The sequence below is a fragment of the Micromonospora sp. LZ37 genome (genome assembly GCF_059359015.1).
On record NZ_JCADBL010000004.1, the window covers coordinates 135,320 to 149,288 of the forward strand.

Consider the following 13,969-nt stretch of genomic DNA (forward strand, 5'->3'; position numbering starts at 1 on the left):
GTCCCGGCGACCGCCCCTTACCGGGTACACTCGGTGACGGCCGGATGACTGCGACGCGCAGGACCGGCCGACGGTAACCCGAGGTGCCGAAGGACGGCATCCCCATGTACCGTAAGAGCCACGAGAGATGCCTGACGTCATCGGGGCCCGCCTTCGGGCTGCCCCGCATTCTGTGCGAGGGGGTCGAGCCATGGGGCGCGGCCGTGCTAAGGCCAAGCAGACGAAGGTGGCCCGGGAGTTGAAGTACCACTCCCCGAACACCGACCTCACCGCCTTGCAGCGCGAACTGGCGGGTGCTGGTAAGTCTGAGCACAACTTCGACGACGACTACAAAGAGTATGTCGACGACGATGATGAGGATCACGCGGACGACGACCCGGACACCTGGGTTCCTCCGACCCGCTGACCTCCGGTCGCATCTGAGCACGCGGTAACTCCCCCGCGTGCTCACGCATGTGCCCATCGAAGCAGCGCCAACGACCGACGGTCAGGGACCTCGCCGCGCCTCTCGGCAGGTCCCTGACCGCGGCCTCCGCGCTCAGCGCGGGCGGTTGTTCCAGTTGTAGAACGTCGGGATGTTCTCGAAGTGGTTCCAGGCGCAGACCGCGCCGGCGCCGTCGCCACCCGACACCTCCGCCCGTGCGCGACGCGCTGCCTCCGCCTCGTGGAGCAGGGCGGTCAGACCCGTGGTGGCCGCCCGGACCCGGTCCACGACCGGGTCGGTGGCACCTCCCCCGACGCGCTCAGGCTGCCGGTGACTGGTGGTCTCGGGCATGCTCCAACACTCCCTCCAATAGGCGGATCTTGCTGTTGCGGCAGTGCTCGGTCTCCGTGCCGTCGAACCGCCCCTGCTCGAAGTAGCGGTTCGCGGCGTGGCCGCCGCCGCAGAAGCCGAAGTAGGGGCAGGTGGAGCGGCAGGCCTCGACGCCGGCGAGGAACTCGCCCACCCACGGCGTCCGCGCCGCCCCGGCGAGGATCTCGCCCAGCGGGGTGGTCAGCACGTTGCCGCTGCTGAAGTCGCCGTAGCGGGCGTCGGTGAAGCCGGCCAGCTCCGGCGAGAGCACGACCACCGACCCGTCGTGACCGACCGTGGGGATCGGGTCGAGCCGCCGGGGCAGCAGCTCGTCGGCGGTGCCGTCCAGTACCGCGGCGGCGTACCGCAGCGACCACTCCACCTCCCGCAGGTGGATCCGGGGCGCCCGGCGCCAGGCCGCGACCAGTTCGGCCCAGAAGGCGGTCACGGCGGCCGCGTCCCGGGCGTTGGTCCGGGTGTTCACCCCCTCGGTCTCCTCGATGTTGACGCCGAGCACCTCGGCGCCGAGTTCGAGGAAGTAGTCGTACAGCTCGGTGGCGAGCCCCGGGGCGGGACGGCTCACCACCGCCAGCGCCGAGAAGGGCAGCCCGTGCCGGCGCAGCGCCTCGATCCCGCGCCGGATCCGGTCGTACGCCGGCCGGCCCGCCCGGGTCACCCGCTCGTCGTTGCGATCCCGGGGGCCGTCGACGCTCACGCTGACCCGCACCCGGCGCTCGGCGAAGAACGCGCACCAGGCGTCGTCGATCAGGGTCGCGTTGGTCTGGACGTGGTGCTCGACCTCCGGCCCGAAGGGCGCGATCAACGCGGCCAGGTGCTCCCGGCCGGCGGCGAGCGGCTCCCCGCCGTGCCACACGACGGAGAACCGGCCCGCCGTCGCCCACGGAGCCACCGCGGCGGCGACCGCCTCGGCGACCGCCACCGGCATCCGCCGGTCGGCGGAGCGGTGCGGCAGGTAGCAGTAGACGCAGTCCAGGTTGCACAGGGTGGTCGGCTGCATCACCACGTACGACGGGACGGGGGCGATGCCGCTCATCCCCGTCACCCGCTGTGCCCGAGCAGCCATCGGCCCTCCTCCCGTCAAGCCTGAGGTGGCCTTCAGGCTAGGCGGCGATGGCCACTCGGGTGAAGCCCTGATCAGGTGCGCGGATGATCAACAGAGCGTGATCAGCCCCGGGTGTGCTGGCCGATCATCTGGACGTTGCCGGAGCCCTCGATGATCTCGCCGGCCTGCCAGGCGTCCACGCCACGCCCGGTCAGGGTGGCCAGCGCGCGGTCGGCGTCCTCGGCCGAGACGATCGCGAACATGCCGACGCCCATGTTGAAGGTCGCCTCCATCTCCGGGTCGTCGATCCGCCCCTTGGACTGGATCAGGTCGAAGACCGGCTGCGGCTTCCAGGTGGAGCGGTTGACCACCGCGTCGACGTGCTCGGGCAGGACCCGGACCAGGTTGCCGGGGATGCCGCCGCCGGTGACGTGGGCGAACGCCCGCACCTCGGTCTCGGCGATCAGCTTCAGGCAGTCCTGCGCGTAGATCTTGGTCGGGGTGAGCAGCTCCTCGCCGAGGGTGCGCTGCCGGCCGAAGTCGTCGATCACCACGTCCAGCCGCATCCGGCCGGCGCCCAGCAGCACGTGCCGCACCAGGGAGTAGCCGTTGGAGTGCAGACCCGAGGAGCGCATCGCGATCACGACGTCGCCCACCTCGACCCGCTCCGGGCTGAGGATCTCGCTCTCCTCCACCACGCCGACACCGGTGGCGGAGATGTCGTACTCGTCGGGGCGCAGCACACCCGGGTGCTCGGCGGTCTCCCCGCCGAGCAGGGCGCAGCCGGCGTACCGGCAGCCGTCGGCGATGCCGGCGCCGATCTCGGCGACCTTGTCCGGCACGACCTCACCGGTGGCGATGTAGTCCAGCAGGAACAGCGGCTCCGCGCCGCAGGCCACCAGGTCGTCGACGACCATCGCGACCAGGTCGATGCCGACCGTGTCGTGGATGTCCATCTGCTGCGCGATCACCAGCTTGGTGCCCACACCGTCGGTGGAGGAGGCCAGGATCGGGTTCTTGTACTTCTTGGTGTCCAGCCGGAACAGGCCGGCGAAGCCGCCGAGGTCGCCCATGACCTCCGGCCGGCGGGTCTGCTTGACCTTCGACTTCAGCAGCTCGACCGCGCGGTCGCCCGCCTCGATCGACACTCCGGCGTCCGCGTACGAGACCGAGCGTTTGCGCGGCGCGCGGCCGGTGCCGGCCGTCCAGGGCTGGCGGTCGCCGCCGGCGCCCGTCGGGCTGCTTCCTGCGCCGCTGCGCTCGGACACGTGCGTCACGGTTCTCCCCTTTGTGGTTCTCGGTGCCGCGTCGGCGGAGTCCGGGCGGCACCGGGTGGTGCTACGGGTGGACGGTCGCGCCGCCCGGAGTGGCGACGAGCGGTGGGGCGGTGTGCTCCGGGATGTCGGCCGTCGCGTGGGCGACCCGACGTCCCACTCCTTCGAGCACGTGCTTGCCGATCAGGTTCCCGGCCGGCAGGTCGATCGGGTACTCCCCGTCGAAGCAGGCCCGGCAGAGCCGCGTCTTGGGCTGCTCGGTGGCGGCGATGAGACCCGACAGCGAGACGTAGCCGAGCGTGTCGGCGCCGATCGAGCGCCGGATGCCCTCGTTGTCCAACCCGTTGGCCAGCAGTTCGGCGCGGGTGGCGAAGTCGATGCCGTAGAAGCAGGGCCAGTTGACCGGCGGCGAGGAGATCCGTACGTGGACCTCCAGCGCGCCGGCCTCGCGCAGCATCCGCACGATCGCCCGCTGGGTGTTGCCGCGCACGATCGAGTCGTCGACCACGACCAGCCGCTTGCCCCGGACGTTCTCCCGCAGCGGGTTGAGCTTGAGCCGGATGCCGAGCTGGCGCAGCGTCTGCGAGGGCTGGATGAAGGTACGACCGACGTACGGGTTCTTCATCAGGCCCGCGCCGTAGGTGATGCCGGACGCCTCGGCGTAGCCGATCGCGGCCGGGGTGCCCGACTCCGGCACCGGGATCACCAGGTCGGCCTCGACCGGGTGCTCCTTGGCCAGTTGCCGGCCGATCTGCACCCGGGCGGAGTGCACGTTGCGCCCGGCGATGGTGGCGTCCGGACGGGCGATGTAGACGTACTCGAAGAGGCAGCCCTTCGGCTCCGGCGAGGCGAACCGGGTGGAGCGCAGGCCGTCCTCGTCGATCGCGATCAGCTCGCCCGGCTCGACCTCGCGGACCACGCTGGCGCCGACGATGTCCAGCGCGGCGGTCTCGCTGGCGACCACCCAGCCGCGCTCCAGCCGGCCGAGCACCAGCGGGCGCACGCCGTGCGGGTCGCGGGCGGCGTAGAGCGTCGACTCGTCCATGAAGACGAAGCTGAAGGCGCCCTTGAGCTGCGGCAGCACCTCCAGCGCGGCCCCCTCGACCGACAGGTCGGGGCGGCTGGCCAGCAGCATCGTCACCAGCGAGGTGTCGTTGGTGGCGCCGTCGGCGACCAGACCCCGCTCGGCGACCTCCTTCTGGAGGTCGGCGGTGTTGACCAGGTTGCCGTTGTGGGCCAGGGCGATGGTGATGCCCGAGCTGGTGGAGCGGATGGTCGGCTGGGCGTTCTCCCAGGTCGAGCCACCGGTGGTGGAGTAGCGCGCGTGCCCGATCGCCACGTGCCCGCGCAGGCTGGCCAGGGTCGGCTCGTCGAAGACCTGGGCGACCAGGCCGAGGTCCTTGTAGACCACCACGCCGGAGCCGTCGCTGACCGCGATGCCGGCGGCCTCCTGGCCACGGTGCTGGAGCGCGTAGAGCCCGAAGTAGGTCAGATTGGCGACCTCCTCCCCGGGCGCCCACACGCCGAAGACGCCACACGCGTCCTGCGGGCCGGGTCGTTGGGGATCAAGGTCGTGGCTCAGCCGGCCGTCGCCTCGGGGCACCTGCTGCTCCCTCATGCTGGTCTGGACTGGCCGGGCGGGCGGTTGACCACGCGCCACCGGCCGGGACCACTGTCGTCGCCTGACAGTGTACGCGAATCGCTGTCGATACAGATAGTCACGATTTGGCTCCGCCGTGTCACCGGAGCGGCCGGGTCAGCCCAGCTCGAGCGGCAGATGCGCGGAGAGATCCGCCCGGTTCCCGCTCACCCGTACGCGACCCTCGGTGACCGCGTCCGCCCACCGGAGCCGCCCGGTCGCCAACTCCAGCCAGGTCGCCGGGTCGGTCTCCACCACGTTCGGCGGGGTGCCGCGGGTGTGTCGCGGACCCGGAACGCACTGAACTGCACCGTAAGGTGGGACACGCACCTCCACCGATCGGCCGGGGGCGCGCTCCGCGAGGGCGGTCAGAAGGGTACGGACCGCCTCCCGGTACACCGGCCGTTCGGGCGTACGCCCCTCGTCGAGCGCTGCCAACGCCGCCGCGACCGCGGCGGACTTAATGTGCGGAGAGGACACGACGGGACGATACGACTCGATGACGGCGGCTCCGACGCTGGCCCTGGGTCGCGCCGATCCGGTCAGACAAGGCATAGTTGCCGACGGCGTATTCGTACCGTGATGAGCCCTGGCCCGCTGGACCGGGGAAGTCAGCCCGGAAGGCGGTGGACGTGTCAACACACCGACGTGCCTGGAAGCAGCGGGCCGGTGTGGTCGTAGCGCTGGTTGTCGGCGCCCTGCTCACCGTCCCCGCCACACCCGCCCACGCGGCCAAGATCACCTCCTCTGACGGCTCGGTCACCATCGACGCCGGCCGTAGCAGCAGCATCAATGTCGTGGTCGCGCCCGACGGCGACGAGAAGAAGGCGAACCTCAGCGTCACCGGCCTTCCCGACGGCGTCAGCTGCACCCGCGGCTGCGGGGAGGTGAACTTCGACGGCCTGATCCCGGGGCCGAAGTCGGTGACCGTGACCCTCGCGGCGTCCGCGGACGCGCCCGGGGCCAACGGGACTCAGGCGAGCGTGCGGGTCGAGGGTGACTCCAAGCGGCTCAGCGTGACCGTGAAGCCCAAGTCGCCTGCGCCCACCACCGCCCCGCCGGAATCCCAGACGGTCAAGTTGATCTCCGGCAAGGTGACGGTGGCCGCCAACGGCGAACCGGTGCCGAACGCCACCGTGATGCTGGAGGACTCCACCGGGCGCAAGCGGAGCACCACGAGCAACGACAGCGGCAACTACCGCTTCACCGGCTCCAGCTCGGAGCCGATCGCGCCCGGTCGGATCGTCATCGGCGCCAGCAAGGAAAACATCGTCAACTCCAAGACGATCAACGCGAGCGCCGGTCAGAGCCTGACCGGCCAGGGGATCAGCCTGGCGATCAAGACCGAGGTCACCCCGTCCGCGACGCCGTCGGCCTCCGCGGAGGCCGTGCCGACCGAGGAGGCCACCGAGGAGGTCACCGAGGAGACCGCCGAGGCGACCCAGGCGGCGCAGGTCCCGACGAGCGACGAGGACTCCGGCGGCTTCGGCTCCTTCCTGATCATCCTGCTCGGCGGCCTGCTGGTGGCGGCCGGCGTGGGCACGATCGTGCTGCTCTGGATGCGCCGCAAGAACGCCGAGGAGGACGACGCTCCGGGCGGTGCCGCCGCGGCGGGTGCGGCGGCCGGGGCGCGGGGCGGCTACCGCGGCACCGACGACCAGACCCGGGTGGTCAACCGGGTCGGCGCCGACCCGAACATGGTCGGCAGCTCGGCGCTGAGCGACGCGCCGACGATGATGCACCGCCCGATCGTCGACGACGTCCCGCCGGACCCGTACGGGGCTCCGCCGGAGCCGTACGGCGCGGGTGGGCAGGGCAACTGGGCCGGCAGCGGCTACGGCGACGAGCCGGCACCGGGCGGTTACGGCCAGCCGGGCGGCTACGGCAACGCCCCGGCCTCTGGTGGCGGCTACGGCGCCGCCGGTGCCGCCGGCGCCGCGGCGGGTGCCTACGGCAACGCCCCCGCGTCGGGTGGCGGCTACGGCAACGCCCCGGCCTCCGGTGGCGGTTACGGCGCCACCGGCGCACCCGCGGGCGGTTACGGTGACGCGCCGGCTTCCGGTGGCGGCTACGGCAACCGCGAGTACGGCGCCCCGGCGGGCGCCGCCGGCTACGCCCCGCAGGACCAGGGTGGCGGCTACGGCGAGCGGTTCGACGAGCCGACCGGCCGGTACACCGGCGAGGCGACCGGCACGTACGCCCCGGCGGCCGACCCGTACCCGACCAGCACCTACCAGCCCGAGCAGGGGCACGGCTACGGGCAGCCCGAGCCGGGCTCCTACGGCCGGGCTCCCGAGCCGACCGGCGGCTACGGCGCCGGCAACGGCTACGGCCAGCCGGAGGGCGGCTACAACGCCGGCGCGCAGCAGGGCTACGAGGGCGGCGGCTACAACCAGCCCAACGGCTACGACCAGCGCGGCGGGTACGACCAGCAGGCCGGCGGCGGCTACGGCGGCCAGCAGCAGGCCGGCGGGTACGGCCAGCAGGGCGGCTACGGCCAGGAGCCACCGCAGCAGCGCGAGGGTGGCTACGACGCCCACGGCTACGACCAGCAGCAGGGCGGCGGCTACCACGGGGACCAGGCCCAGCCGGGTCGGGCGCGGCCGGAGGCGCCGGGCGCGGAGCGCGGCGGTCGCCGGCTGGACTGGCTGGACGACTGACCACCGGGGCCGAAGCGCCCCGGCCACCAGGCAACGACGAAGGGCCGCCCGGATCTCCGGGCGGCCCTTCGCCTGTGCGCCCGTGCCAGCAGACCCGCGCCGCACGACCGCCACCCGCCATGGCCGGGACGGGACGGGACGGGCAGGCCGGGCGCGGGCGGGATCAGGCTGCGGAGAAGACGCCCTGGCGCAGCAGCGGCACCACGTTGGAGGCGCCGACCTGCACGGCGACCTCGACGTCAGCGGCGAAGCCACCCTCGATCAGCTCGCGGCCGGAGACGCAGCCGCGGACCGCCGCCGGCACGTCCGGGGTACTGGCCAGCGCGGCGAGCGCCATCGCCGCCTCGACGGAGAGACCACCCGGTACGCCGGAGAGTGCGTCCAGCACGCTGGCCGCCCCGAGCTGGTCCTCGACGGAGGGGCGCAGTGAGCCGTCCGGCCAGCGCTCGCCGGCGGCGACGACGCCCACCGGGGCGTCCTTCGAGCCGTACCCCTGGCGGCGCAGCCAACGCCCGACGGCGCGGGCGTTGCGCAGGCAGGCCGCGACCACCGGCAGGCCGGTGGCGCTGGCGGCGGCGCTGATCGCGGAACCGTTCGGCGACGGCAGCACCAGGTCGGCGACGGCCGGCGCGGTGGCCAGCGCCGCCGGCGAGAGCGACCACGGGTGCTCCGCGGTCATCTGCCGGCGGCCCACCGCGGCGACCGCGCCGACCCGCAGCGCGTAGTCGGCCGCCTGCTCGCCCCAGGGGAACGGGTGGACCCGCATGCCGCGGCCCACCGCGACCTCGACGGTGGTGGTGAACGAGAGCACGTCCACCACCACCAGCACGGCGCAGACCCGGCCCAGCTCCGCCGCCCCGGTCAACCCCCAGTCGAAGCGGGCACCCGATCCGGGTTGGACGTGTACGGCCGCGGCCAACGCCTCAGCGCTTATCGGGCGTCGAGGGCTGCTCGTCGTCACCGGTGACGGTCGGGGCCGACGGCGCGTCGGGAGCCACATCTCCGGTGACCTCCGTGGCCGGCCGCTCCTGCTCCCCCGCCGGGGCGTCCTCGACGGCCACGACCGGCGCCGGCCCGGCACCGTCGGCCGGCTGGGCGGCGACCGGAGCGGCCTCCCCCGACCCGTCCGCGGCAGCCGGCTCCACCACCGGCACGTCCACCGGCTGCGCGGCGGTGGCCGGCGCGACGGTGGTGGTGCCGGTCCGGGTCGACTCGACCTGGACCTGGGCCGCCTCCGGCCCGCCGAAGAGCCGGGGCAGGGTCGCGGTGTGCGCGGCCCGCAGCTCGTCCAGCCCGATCCGGAACTGGCCCTGCACCTCCAGGGCGCCGCCCGCCGGGTCGGTCACGCCGATCCGCTCCCACGGCACGCCGCGCTCGGTGCAGAGGGCGGTGAACGCCTTCTCGTGCCCGCGCGGCACCGACACCAGCACCCGGCCGGCCGACTCGCTGAAGAGGAAGACGAACGGCAGCGAACCGTCGGCGAACCGGTCCGGCACGCCGATCCGGGCACCGACGCCGCGCCGCAGGCAGGACTCGACCAGGCTCTGGGCGAGGCCACCGTCGGAGAGGTCGTGCGCGGAGCTGAGGTGACCCACCCGGGCCGCCTCCGCCATCAGCTCGGCCAGCACCCGCTCGCGGGCCAGGTCGACCTGCGGCGGCATGCCACCGAGGTGCTCGTGGGTCACCCACGCCCACTCGGAGCCGGAGAGCTCCACGTGCGTGTCACCGAGCAGGAAGAGCTGGTCGTGGTCGCCACCGCCGCGCGGGACGAAGCCCATCGGCACCCGGTTGGCGACGTCGTCCAGCGTGCCCAGCACCCCGACCACCGGGGTGGGGTGGATCGCCGCGGCTCCGGTCTGGTTGTAGAAGCTGACGTTGCCGCCGGTCACCGGGATGCCCAGCTCCAGGCAGCCGTCCGCGAGGCCGCGCACGGCCTCGGCGAACTGCCACATCACGCCCGGGTCCTCCGGCGAGCCGAAGTTGAGGCAGTTGGTCACCGCGATCGGCTTCGCGCCGGTCACCGCCACGTTCCGGTACGCCTCGGCGAGCGCCAGCTTGGTGCCGTGGTACGGGTCGAGCCGGGCGTACCGGCCGTTGCCGTCGACGGAGAGGGCGACGCCGAGGCCGCTCTTCTCGTCGATCCGGATCACGCCGGAGTCCTCCGGCTGGGCGAGCACCGTGTTGCCCAGCACGTACCGGTCGTACTGCTCGGTGATCCAGGTCTTGTCGGCCAGGTTCGGCGACGCGATCATGCGCAGCAGGGTCTCCCGCAGCGCCTCCGGCGTGCTCGGCCGGGGCAGCGTTTCGGCCCGGTCGGCCTGGAGCAGGATCAGGTCGGCCGGCTCGCGCATCGGGCGGGCGTAGACCGGACCGTCGTCGACCAGCGAACCCGGCGGCACGTCCACCACGACGTGGTCGTTCCAGGTGACCAGCAGCCGGCCCGGCTGACCGTCGGCCGACGGCGCGGTGACCTCGCCGATCGCGGTGGCGAGCACGCCCCACTTGTCGGCGGTCTTGAGCACCGCCTCCAGCTTGTCCGGGGTGACGACCAGCAGCATCCGCTCCTGGGACTCGCTGGCCAGGATCTCGTGCGGCTCCATCGAGGGCTCGCGCAGCGGCACTCGCTCCAGCCAGACCCGCATGCCGGTGCCGGCCGAGGCGGCGGTCTCGGTCAGCGCGCAGGTCAGGCCGGCGCCGCCGAGGTCCTGGATGCCGACGACCAGTTCGGCGTCGTACAGCTCCAGGCAGGCCTCGATCAGCAGCTTCTCGGTGAACGGGTCGCCGACCTGCACCGACGGGCGGCGCTGCTCGCTGCCCTCGTCGAAGGTGGCGCTGGCCAGCACCGACACGCCGCCGATGCCGTCCCGGCCGGTCTTGGCGCCCATCAGCACCACGATGTTGCCCGGACCGGTGGCGTCCTTCTTCTGCAGCCGGTCGACCGGCAGCACGCCGAGGCAGAGCGCGTTGACCAGCGGGTTGCCCTGGTAGCAGGGGTCGAAGACGACCTCGCCGCCGATGTTGGGCAGGCCCAGGCAGTTGCCGTAGCCGCCGACGCCGGCGACCACGCCGGGCAGCACCCGCGCGGTGTCCGGGTGGTCCGCGGCGCCGAAGCGCAGCGGGTCCATCACCGCGATCGGCCGGGCGCCCATGGCGAGGATGTCGCGGACGATGCCGCCGACGCCGGTCGCCGCGCCCTGGTACGGCTCGACGAAGCTCGGGTGGTTGTGCGACTCGACCTTGAAGGTGACGGCCAGCTCGTCGGAGACCTGGACCACGCCGGCGTTCTCACCGATGCCGGCGAGCAGCCGGTCGCTGGGCGGGGCCTTCTCGCCGAACTGGCGCAGGTGCACCTTGCTGGACTTGTAGGAGCAGTGCTCGCTCCACATGATCGAGTACATGGCCAGCTCGGCCTGGGTGGGGCGCCGGCCGAGGATGTCCCGGATCCGGTCGTACTCGTCGTCGCGGAGGCCGAGCTCGGCGTACGGCTGGAGCTCCTCCGGGGTGCCGGTGGCCTGCTGCACGGTGTCCACGGTGCCGGTCCAGTCGGCGGTCGGCGCCGGGTCGGCGTGCCGCCCCGCGTCGACCGGGCCGCCCTGCGGCACCACGCCGGCTGCGGGCGCCTCGGCCGGGGCGGCCGGGAAGGCGCCCGGTGTCTCCCGTACGGCCGGGTCCTGATGGGTGGTCATGACCTCTCCTCGCTGCGCTCGTCACCGAGCCGACCGATGATCCTGCCGCGCACCGTCACGCCGGCGTCCCCACCAGGTGCTTGAGCACCGAGGTGAAGAAGCCGAGGCCGTCCAGGGAGGGGCCGGTGAGCGCCTCGACCGCGTGCTCCGGGTGGGGCATGATGCCGACCACGTTGCCGGCGGGGTTGGTGATCGCGGCGATGTCGCGCTGCGACCCGTTGGGGTTGCCGCCGACGTAGCGGGCGACGACCCGACCCTCGGCCTCCAGCTCGTCCAGGGTCGCGGTGTCCGCGACGTAGCAACCCTCACCGTTCTTGACCGGGATGAGGATCTCCTGACCCGGCTGGAAGGTGTTCGTCCAGGCGGTGCCCGCGGACTCGACCCGCAGGACCTGGTCCCGGTTGCGGAAGTGCAGGTGCTGGTTGCGGGTGAGCGCGCCGGGCAGCAGGTGCGCCTCGCAGAGGATCTGGAAGCCGTTGCAGATGCCGAGCACCGGCAGGCCGCCGCGGGCCGCGTCCACGATCGTCTCCATCACCGGCGCGAACCGGGCGATGGCGCCGCAGCGCAGGTAGTCGCCGTAGGAGAAGCCACCGGGCAGGACGACGGCGTCCACCCCGTGCAGCTCCGCGTCACCGTGCCAGAGCCGGACCGGCTCGCCACCGGCGATCCGGACGGCCCGGGCCGCGTCCCCGTCGTCGAGCGAGCCGGGGAAGGTCACCACACCGACGCGCGCGGTCACGGGTGCGCGTCCACGGTCTCGTCGGCCTCGACCACGCGGACGGTGAAGTCCTCGATGACCGGGTTGGCGAGCAGCTTGTCGGCGATCTCCCGGGCCCGGTCCAGGTCCGGTTCACCGGTGAACTCGATCTCGATCCGCCTGCCGATCCGGACGGAGGCGACGTCACTGACGCCGAGCCGCGGCAGCGCGTTTGCGACGGCCTGCCCCTGAGGATCGAGGATCTCGGGCTTGAGCATGACGTCGACGACGACGCGAGGCACTGGGCACTCCTGACTGTGTACGCAGTTGGGTGCCGGCCCACTACGGGCGAGCGCAGCCAGCGTACCTGGCAGATTTCGTCGCGGACGCACCGGCCGGGGGCAGTTCAGGCAGTGATCGACATAACCGGCCCTACGGATCGGTGGGGCGATATGCGTTTGTTGCGGCTCCGATGCGATTTCGTTGCCTGTAATCGCGAGGCAACCGTTGCGACACCTCTCCCGCCTGCGGAAACCCGATCAGGTCCGCCCGGTGGAGACCAGTTTCCGACAAACAGGGGCGGACGACCCGTGCGGAGCTCCTGTCACATTCGTGAATCCCGATGACACTCTTGTGAACGGGGGCCACGGAACCTAGCCTACATCGACAGATGCCGATGTTGTGTCGGTGTTCCCCGACGGGCCACCCCCGCCCGCCACGGGTCGATCCCCGCCCGGTCACCCCGGTCGCCCCCCTGAAGGAGTCCCCGGACATGCGCCTCCGCCCCCTGCTCGCGGTGCTCAGCACCGCCCTCGCCGGCGTCCTCGCCACCACCACCGCCGCGACCGCCGCCCCCGCCGGCCCGCAGCCGATCATCGGCGGCTCCACCGTCAGTTCCGCGCCGTGGGCCGCCGCCGTCTTCAGCAACGGCTCGTTCACCTGCTCCGGCAGCGTCATCTCGGCGCAGTGGGTGCTCACCGCCCGGCACTGCCTCGGCGGGACGATGTCGGTCCGGGTGGGCAGCGTCTACCGCTCCTCCGGTGGAGTCACCCGCACCGTCAGCGCCACCTACAGCCGCTACGACCTGGCCCTGATGCGCCTGTCCAGCCCGGTCACCACCGGTGCGGTGACCCTGGCCGACAGCAACCCGCCGATCGGCTCGACCAACAGCATCTACGGCTGGGGCCAGACCTGCTACAGCGGCTGCTCCGCGTCCAGCCAGCTCAAGACCGCCACCGTGCGGGTGACCAGCAACAGCGCCGTCGACGCCTACAACGGGCAGGCGATCCGGAGCACCGAGATCAGCGGCAACGCCTGGCGCGGCGACTCCGGCGGACCGCAGTTCTACAACGGCCGGCAGGTCGGCGTCGCCTCGACGGCCGACGGTTACAGCATCCAGAACTACGGCAGCCTCGCGTACAACCGGGCCTGGATCACCTCGGTGGCCGGTGTCTGACGGTTAGCGCCACCGCGGCGCGGATGGTCGGCGCAGCGCCGACCGTCCGCGCCGCGCCGTTTTGCAGCATCCGATCAGGTGAACAGGGCTCGCATACGCACCCGCCGGCGGCTGACAGCATCGGAACCGTGCTGGTAGTGACGACAGATCAACTGCCCGGCTACGAGATCCGCCAGATCCTCGGCGAAGTGGTGTCGTCGATGGCGCGGACACGCAACCCCTACCGCGAGGGGGTCAAGAACCTGCGGGGCGGTGCGTACGACCCGATGGCACCGGACAACCTCACCCGGTGGCGCACCGACTCGGTGGCCCGTCTCGGCGAGGAGGCGCTCCGGCTCGGCGCGAACGCCGTGATCGGCATGCGCTTCGACAGCCGGGACTGCGGCGAGATGTGGATGGAGATCTGCGCGTACGGCACGGCGGTGATCGTCGTACCCAAGGTTCCCGACGTCATGCCGAGCGACCAGCCGGAGGTCGCCGCGGCGACCGCCCAGGACCCGGGGTTCGCGTCCTCCCCCGGCGGCATCGCCGAGCCGGCGAGCGCACCCAACCTCTCCTCCGCCGCCGAGACCCCGACCCGCGACTCCTGACCCAGGGCCTGATCCACCCCGTTTGCGGCGTGTCGCGGTGTCCCGGCCAAGCGACACCGCGACACGCCGCAAACGGAGGCGATCGGCCCGGTCGCGGCAGGCCGGGACAGG

The 13,969-nt window shown here is 72.7% G+C and carries 13 protein-coding genes; 4 read left to right on the forward strand and 9 right to left on the reverse strand.

The window, feature by feature from the left end:
• Positions 1–190 precede the first annotated feature (190 nt).
• Entirely contained in the window at positions 191–406 is a 216-nt protein-coding gene (locus tag AC5L3Z_RS10770; protein ID WP_088976875.1) for a DUF3073 domain-containing protein, read from the forward strand.
• Between the two features lie 132 nt (positions 407–538).
• Here the strand turns inward: AC5L3Z_RS10770 and amcA are convergent, their stop codons facing one another.
• The 5 genes from amcA to AC5L3Z_RS10795 all read right to left on the reverse strand — a co-directional run bounded on the left by amcA (position 539) and on the right by AC5L3Z_RS10795 (position 5,249).
• Positions 539–775: a multiple cyclophane-containing RiPP AmcA gene (amcA, locus tag AC5L3Z_RS10775; RefSeq protein WP_494841414.1), complete on the reverse strand. Its 237-nt coding sequence runs from the start codon at positions 773–775 to the stop codon at positions 539–541.
• Positions 744–1,847, reverse strand: coding sequence for a cyclophane-forming radical SAM peptide maturase AmcB (amcB, locus tag AC5L3Z_RS10780; protein ID WP_494841690.1), 1,104 nt, complete (start codon positions 1,845–1,847; stop codon positions 744–746). The genes amcA and amcB overlap by 32 nt, the downstream gene beginning before the upstream one ends.
• Before the next feature lie 131 nt (positions 1,848–1,978).
• Positions 1,979–3,133, reverse strand: coding sequence for a phosphoribosylformylglycinamidine cyclo-ligase (gene purM, locus AC5L3Z_RS10785; RefSeq protein ID WP_334524747.1), 1,155 nt, complete (start codon positions 3,131–3,133; stop codon positions 1,979–1,981).
• Positions 3,134–3,194: 61 nt separating this feature from the next.
• Positions 3,195–4,733, reverse strand: a complete 1,539-nt coding sequence (gene purF, locus AC5L3Z_RS10790; protein WP_494841415.1) for an amidophosphoribosyltransferase — start codon at positions 4,731–4,733, stop codon at positions 3,195–3,197.
• A gap of 153 nt (positions 4,734–4,886) precedes the next feature.
• Complete coding sequence (locus AC5L3Z_RS10795) at positions 4,887–5,249, reverse strand: sterol carrier family protein (protein WP_334614085.1); 363 nt, start codon at positions 5,247–5,249, stop codon at positions 4,887–4,889.
• 152 nt (positions 5,250–5,401) lie between these two features.
• Between AC5L3Z_RS10795 and AC5L3Z_RS10800 the strand changes: the two genes are divergently transcribed.
• Complete coding sequence (locus tag AC5L3Z_RS10800; protein WP_494841416.1) at positions 5,402–7,429, forward strand: carboxypeptidase-like regulatory domain-containing protein; 2,028 nt, start codon at positions 5,402–5,404, stop codon at positions 7,427–7,429.
• Between the two features lie 163 nt (positions 7,430–7,592).
• Here AC5L3Z_RS10800 and AC5L3Z_RS10805 read toward each other — a convergent pair whose 3' ends face one another.
• The 4 genes from AC5L3Z_RS10805 to purS are packed head-to-tail and all read right to left on the reverse strand — an operon-like array spanning position 7,593 to position 12,114.
• A complete protein-coding gene (locus AC5L3Z_RS10805) occupies positions 7,593–8,348 on the reverse strand; it encodes a 2-phosphosulfolactate phosphatase (RefSeq protein WP_494841417.1) in 756 nt (251 codons plus the stop codon).
• Between the two features lie 4 nt (positions 8,349–8,352).
• Positions 8,353–11,115 (reverse strand): phosphoribosylformylglycinamidine synthase subunit PurL, encoded by a 2,763-nt coding sequence (gene purL / locus AC5L3Z_RS10810; protein ID WP_494841418.1) that lies wholly within the window; start codon positions 11,113–11,115, stop codon positions 8,353–8,355.
• A gap of 55 nt (positions 11,116–11,170) precedes the next feature.
• A complete protein-coding gene (gene purQ, locus AC5L3Z_RS10815; RefSeq protein ID WP_334524732.1) occupies positions 11,171–11,854 on the reverse strand; it encodes a phosphoribosylformylglycinamidine synthase subunit PurQ in 684 nt (227 codons plus the stop codon).
• The gene (gene purS / locus AC5L3Z_RS10820) at positions 11,851–12,114 is read right to left on the reverse strand and encodes a phosphoribosylformylglycinamidine synthase subunit PurS (RefSeq protein WP_088959474.1); all 264 of its coding nucleotides are present in this window, start codon (positions 12,112–12,114) and stop codon (positions 11,851–11,853) included. The genes purQ and purS overlap by 4 nt, the downstream gene beginning before the upstream one ends.
• A 470-nt stretch (positions 12,115–12,584) precedes the next feature.
• Between purS and AC5L3Z_RS10825 the strand changes: the two genes are divergently transcribed.
• Both AC5L3Z_RS10825 and AC5L3Z_RS10830 read left to right on the forward strand, forming a co-directional pair.
• On the forward strand, positions 12,585–13,268 hold the full coding sequence (locus AC5L3Z_RS10825; RefSeq protein WP_494841419.1) for a S1 family peptidase: 684 nt from the start codon (positions 12,585–12,587) through the stop codon (positions 13,266–13,268).
• 23 nt (positions 13,269–13,291) lie between these two features.
• On the forward strand, positions 13,292–13,858 hold the full coding sequence (locus AC5L3Z_RS10830) for a YbjQ family protein (RefSeq protein ID WP_494841420.1): 567 nt from the start codon (positions 13,292–13,294) through the stop codon (positions 13,856–13,858).
• The last annotated feature ends 111 nt before the right edge of the window (positions 13,859–13,969 follow it).

Bases quoted from the DNA above. Each gene is read 5' to 3' on its own strand.
- amcA (WP_494841414.1), bottom strand. From the start codon at position 775: ATGCCCGAGACCACCAGTCACCGGCAGCCTGAGCGCGTCGGGGGAGGT.
- AC5L3Z_RS10825 (WP_494841419.1), top strand. From the start codon at position 12,585: ATGCGCCTCCGCCCCCTGCTCGCGGTGCTCAGCACCGCCCTCGCCGGC.
- purL (WP_494841418.1), bottom strand. From the start codon at position 11,115: ATGACCACCCATCAGGACCCGGCCGTACGGGAGACACCGGGCGCCTTC.
- amcB (WP_494841690.1), bottom strand. From the start codon at position 1,847: ATGAGCGGCATCGCCCCCGTCCCGTCGTACGTGGTGATGCAGCCGACC.
- AC5L3Z_RS10830 (WP_494841420.1), top strand. From the start codon at position 13,292: ATGGTCGGCGCAGCGCCGACCGTCCGCGCCGCGCCGTTTTGCAGCATC.
- AC5L3Z_RS10770 (WP_088976875.1), top strand. From the start codon at position 191: ATGGGGCGCGGCCGTGCTAAGGCCAAGCAGACGAAGGTGGCCCGGGAG.